Annotated in this window: 5 protein-coding genes; 1 reads left to right on the plus strand and 4 read right to left on the minus strand. The window is 71.9% G+C overall.

Annotation, left to right across the window (positions count from 1 at the left end):
• Positions 1–897: 30S ribosomal protein S2 (rpsB, locus tag B7767_RS17645; RefSeq protein WP_085573032.1), on the minus strand; the 897-nt coding region annotated here is incomplete at its 3' end.
• Positions 898–1,179: 282 nt separating this feature from the next.
• Between rpsB and B7767_RS17650 the strand changes: the two genes are divergently transcribed.
• Positions 1,180–1,785, plus strand: coding sequence for a M23 family metallopeptidase (locus B7767_RS17650; RefSeq protein WP_085573033.1), 606 nt, complete (start codon positions 1,180–1,182; stop codon positions 1,783–1,785).
• 362 nt (positions 1,786–2,147) lie between these two features.
• On the opposite strand, the gene B7767_RS17655 is transcribed toward B7767_RS17650, so the two are convergent.
• The 3 genes from B7767_RS17655 to dprA form a co-directional block, all read right to left on the minus strand.
• On the minus strand, positions 2,148–2,705 hold the full coding sequence (locus tag B7767_RS17655; protein ID WP_085573034.1) for a TetR/AcrR family transcriptional regulator: 558 nt from the start codon (positions 2,703–2,705) through the stop codon (positions 2,148–2,150).
• Positions 2,706–2,796: 91 nt separating this feature from the next.
• A complete protein-coding gene (whiG, locus tag B7767_RS17660) occupies positions 2,797–3,639 on the minus strand; it encodes an RNA polymerase sigma factor WhiG (protein WP_085573035.1) in 843 nt (280 codons plus the stop codon).
• 282 nt (positions 3,640–3,921) lie between these two features.
• Positions 3,922–5,067, minus strand: a 1,146-nt coding sequence (dprA, locus tag B7767_RS46390) for a DNA-processing protein DprA (RefSeq protein WP_085573036.1), incomplete at its 5' end; no start/stop codon positions are given.

The raw sequence follows: 5,067 nt of genomic DNA on the forward strand, positions 1-5,067 counted from the left end.
GGCCTGCTCGGCCTCGGCGGCCGGGGCGGCCTCGGCAGCGGGGGCCTCGGCGGCGGGGGCCTCAGCCGGCTGCTCGGCCTCGGCGGCGGCCGGAGCGGCCTCCTCGGCCTTCTCGTCGGCCTTCTTCTCGCCCGCGAGCAGGTCGCGCTCCCACTCGGCCAGCGGCTCACCGGCGGCCTTCTCGCCCTTGCCGGCCTCGGCGACACCGGAGCGGGACATCAGGCCCTCGGCGACGGCGTCGGCGATCACGCGGGTGAGCAGGGTGACGGAGCGGATCGCGTCGTCGTTGCCCGGGATCTTGTAGTCGACCTCGTCGGGGTCGCAGTTGGTGTCGAGGATGGCGACGACCGGGATGTTGAGCTTCCGGGCCTCGCCGACCGCGATGTGCTCCTTCTTGGTGTCCACGATCCAGACGGCGCTGGGCACCTTCTGCATCTCGCGGATACCGCCGAGGGTCTTCTCCAGCTTGGCCTTCTCGCGGGAGAGGACCAGCAGCTCCTTCTTGGTGAGGCCGGAGGCGGCCACGTCCTCGAAGTCGATCTGCTCGAGCTCCTTGAGGCGCTGCAGACGCTTGTAGACGGTCGAGAAGTTGGTGAGCATGCCGCCCAGCCAGCGCTGGTTGACGTAGGGCATGCCGACGCGGGACGCCTGCTCGGCGATGGCCTCCTGCGCCTGCTTCTTCGTGCCGACGAACATGACCGTGCCGCCGTGGGCGACGGTCTCCTTGACGAACTCGTAGGCGCGGTCGATGTACGACAGCGACTGGAGCAGGTCGATGATGTAGATGCCGTTGCGCTCCGTGAAGATGAAGCGCTTCATCTTCGGGTTCCAACGACGGGTCTGGTGACCGAAGTGGACGCCGCTCTCCAGCAGCTCCCGCATCGTGACGACGGCCATGGCCGTATCTCCTTGAATTTCTCGGTTGTGCCGCGGATGCCGGACGGCTTCCGCGCCTGACGCCCGCGACGCGCCGTTGCCACGAAGGACCGAGGGGCGCTGACATCCGGGGTCCGGCCGTGACCGGTCCTGATGTCGGGGCGTGCGAAGTCGACCCGGTGGCCCGGGTCGCCACCAGAAGTGTACGGGACCCGCGAGGCGCCGGGTGACGCCGTTGTCCACAAACGACCGGTGGTCCACGGGTCCGGGCGGTGATCACGGATGTCCGGAAGGCTCTGCGGCATGCGGAAGAGTGCATTCACGAGGGCGTGTACGCGATTGGTCCTTCTGGTGGTCCTGATCCTGGCGGTGCTGCTGGCCCCGCCTCCGCCCGGTCTGTCGGCGGCGGGGACGGGAGCGGTGGCTCCGGCGGGCGAGGGCGCCGGGACACCGGCCGTCGGACGGGTGTGGCCGGTGGGGGTACGGCCGCGGGTACTGCGCGGCTGGGAGCCGCCGGCGACGGTGTACGGGCGCGGGCACCGGGGCGTGGACCTGGCGGCTCCACCGGGGACACCGGTACGGGCGGTGGCGGCGGGCCGGGTCTCCTTCGCGGGCCGGGTGGCCGGGAAGGGCGTCGTCTCGGTGGAGCTGTCCGGCACGGGCGACCCTCCGTTGCGCACCACCTACGAACCGGTCCGCGCGTCGGTGGCCGAGGACGACGAGGTGAAGACGGGCGAGGTCATCGGCACGGCGGAACCCACGGGCTCCCACTGCACGGCCCCCTGCGTCCACTGGGGCCTGCTGAGGGACGACACCTACCTGGATCCGCTCACCCTGCTCCCCCCATGGCTCCTGCGCACAGGCCCGTCAAGACTGCTGCCGGTGCTCGGGGTACCGATGCCGGCCTGAGAAGCACGCAACCGGACCGTGCGCGTCCCACACCGGCACAGAGCCCCGGGAACCGGGCCACGCCGCCGGACGGTCCCGAAGGAGTGACCGCCGACAGACACGCCCGCACCGGAGCCGTACGACCGAACCCGGCCGGACCCCCGTACGGCCGAACCCAAGACACCCACGCCGGCACAGAACCACAGGAACCGGGCCACGCCGCCGGACGGTCCCGAAGGAGTGACCGCCGACAGGTGCGGTCACTCCGGAGCCGTACGGCCGGATCAGGGGTGGCCGTGGTGGTTCGGGGTGGCGGGAGCCGAGGAAGGAGGCCCGGCGGGCCCGGAGGAGGGGTCGGGAGAGGTACCGCCGTGGCGGGGCCGTCAGCCGCTCACGCCTCTGAGGGCCATAGAGACGGCCGCTTCCGTGATCGCTTCGGGATCTTCCGCCGCGCCCAGCTCGATGCGGCGTACGGCCGCGTCGACCACGCCCTGGAGGAGCATCGCCGCGAGGCGGGGCTCGGTGTGGTCCAGGTCGGCCAGGGCCTCGACGATCATCGCGATGAGGCCGCCGTGGGCCGCGCGGATCTTCTCCCGGGCACCGGCGTCGAGCTCGCTCGCGGAGATCGCGACCACGGCGCGGTGCCGCCGGTCCCCGACCAGTTCCAGCTGCTTGCGGACGTACGCCTCGATCTTGGCCTCGGCGCCGTCGGCGACCGCCATCGCCGCCTCGACCTCCGCCGCCCAGACCGGGAAGTCGACCTCGCACAGCTCCTCGACCACGGCGGCCCGCGAGCGGAAGTACTCGTACACGGACGAACGCGCGAGGCCGGTGCGCTCGGCGAGGGCCGGGAAGGTCAGCGCCTCCGTACCGCCCTCGGACAGCAGGGAGCGTGCCGCGTCCAGCAGGGCGGCTCGCTGCATCGACCGGTGCTCGGCCACGGAGGCCGCTCGAATCCTTGGCACGTCGACCACTTTACGGACGCCCCGCCCGTGACGGCCAGAGGATCGGCCCGCTCCGAGCCGGAAGGGCTCAGCGGCCGAAGCCCGCCAGTTTCGCGCGCAGCTGCAGCACGGACTTGGTGTGGATCTGGCTGACCCGGCTCTCGGTCACGCCCAGCACATTGCCGATCTCGGCGAGGGTGAGCCCCTCGTAGTAGTACAGCGTGACCACGGTCTTCTCCCGCTCCGGCAGCGTGTTGATGGCCCGCGCGAGGAACCTCCGCAGCTCCCGGTCCTCGGCCACCTCCACCGGGTTGTCGGCGGCGGTGTCCTCCAGGGTGTCCATGAAGCTGAGCTGATCGCCCCCGTCGCCCCCGGCGTGCAGCAGCTCCTCCAGGGCGACAACGTTCGCCAGCGACAACTGGCTGAAAACCGCGTGCAGATCGGCCACCGTGATGCCCATCTCGCCGGCGACCTCGCTCTCCGACGGCGTGCGGCGCAGCCGCGCCTCCAGCGTGGCGTAGGCGCGCTCCACGTTGCGCGCCTTCTGCCGCACCGAGCGCGGGATCCAGTCCAGCGCCCGCAGCTCGTCGATCATCGCGCCCCGGATGCGGGTGATCGCGTAGGTCTCGAACTTGATCTCCCGGTCGACGTCGAACTTCTCGATCGCGTCGATCAGCCCGAAGACCCCGGAGGAGACGAAATCCGCCTGCTCGACATTGGGCGGCAGCCCCACGCTGACCCGGCCGGCGACGTACTTCACCAGCGGCGAGTAGTGCAGGATCAGCTGCTCACGCAGTCTTTCGTCCCCCGTCGCCTTGTACGACCGCCACAACTCGTCGAGCGTCGAGGGAGCGGGCGGCCGCACGCTGCCACCGTCGCGGGCGGCTGGGGGGATCGCCGCCCGGTCGGACCCGGAGGTGTGCTGGGGCATTCGTCGCCTTGTGCCGTTCTGCCGTGGACTGGTGCTGCCTGGGTGCGCTGTCTGTCCGATGTCTGGGTGCCTGTCCTTGCCTGTCCGTGTCGGGATCCTCGTGAGCGTAGCGTGACTGAGGCGTCGCGGTGTGCGAAGAAGCGAGGTGGAGCCGTGCGCAGATTCGTTCCTGGTGCCGTTCCACCGGGGCACACCCGTCGCTCTGAGTGATCGACGGGGTAACCCAACTGACGTAAATTCCATGGGGTGTCGGGGTTCCCCCGGACGGCCGAACACGCTGCGTCAGCGAGGCTCGGGACCGTCCCGGACCGGGATCATCGCCTGGCGCGTCAACTTCCAGCCGTCGCCGTGTCGTTCGACGTAACCAAGTGCTCGTAGTTCGTACAGTCTGGCGATCGCGTCGTCCGGGGTGGTCTGCGCGGCGAGCGCGATCTCCTCCGGCCGGGCCGTTCCGCGCCCCGGCAGCGCGGCGAGGACCTGTCGTCCGGCCGGGTCGAGCAGGTCCCGGGGCAGCACCGGGCCCCGGCGTTCCGGCGCGAGTTCGCCCATGTCACCGACCAGTTCGACGACCTCGGCGGCATCGGTGACCAGCGCCGCGTCCTGCCGCAGCAGTTCGTGCACCCCGGCGGAGAGTCCGCTGGTGGCCGGCCCCGGCACTCCCATCGTGTGGCGTCCCAGCCGGCGGGCCGCCCGGGCGGTCACCAGGGAGCCGCTGCGGTGGGCGGCCTCGACGACGACGGTGCCCCGGGTGAGCGCGGCGATCACCCTGTTGCGGAGGATGAACCTGCTCGGCGTCGGGTGCTCACCGGGCGGCAACTCGCCGACGACCAGACCTTGTTCGGCGATTCTGCCGATCAGCCCGGTGTGGCCGCGCGGGTAGGGCCGGTCGACTCCGCAGGCGAGTACGGCGATGGTGGCGCCGCCCGAGCCGAGGGCACCGCGATGGGCGGCGCCGTCGACCCCGTAGGCGCCGCCGGAGACCACGATCCAGCCGCGTTCGGCGAGGCCGGCGGAGAGGACGGCGGCCATGTGCGCGCCGTACTCGGTGCAGGCGCGGGCGCCGACGACGGCGACCGAGCGCAGCGCCCACATCCGCAGGTCCGCTCCCCCGCGCACCCACAGTCCGAGCGGCCGGGCGTCGCCCAGGTCGTCGAGCTGCCCGGGCCATTGCGGGGTGCCGGGAGCCACGAAGCGCACCCCGGCGTCCCGCGCGAGGGCGAGGTCCCTGTGCGGTTCGGCCCGCTCGGCCCGGGCCAGTAACCCGGCCCACCGCTTGCCGCTCACCCCCGGCAGCGGGTCCCCCCGCTCCCGCAGCCGTCGCACCACGGCGTCCACGCCGAGCTCCCGCACCCAGCGCCCGCCGGTCTCGTCACCGGGTTCGACGACCCGGGTGAGGAAGACCCGGCCGAGCAGTTCTTCGCCGGGTCC

Source organism: Streptomyces sp. 13-12-16, from assembly GCF_002114215.1.
Taxonomy (GTDB): domain Bacteria; phylum Actinomycetota; class Actinomycetes; order Streptomycetales; family Streptomycetaceae; genus Streptomyces.

Bases quoted from the DNA above. Each gene is read 5' to 3' on its own strand.
- B7767_RS17650 (WP_085573033.1), top strand. From the start codon at position 1,180: ATGCGGAAGAGTGCATTCACGAGGGCGTGTACGCGATTGGTCCTTCTG.
- whiG (WP_085573035.1), bottom strand. From the start codon at position 3,639: ATGCCCCAGCACACCTCCGGGTCCGACCGGGCGGCGATCCCCCCAGCC.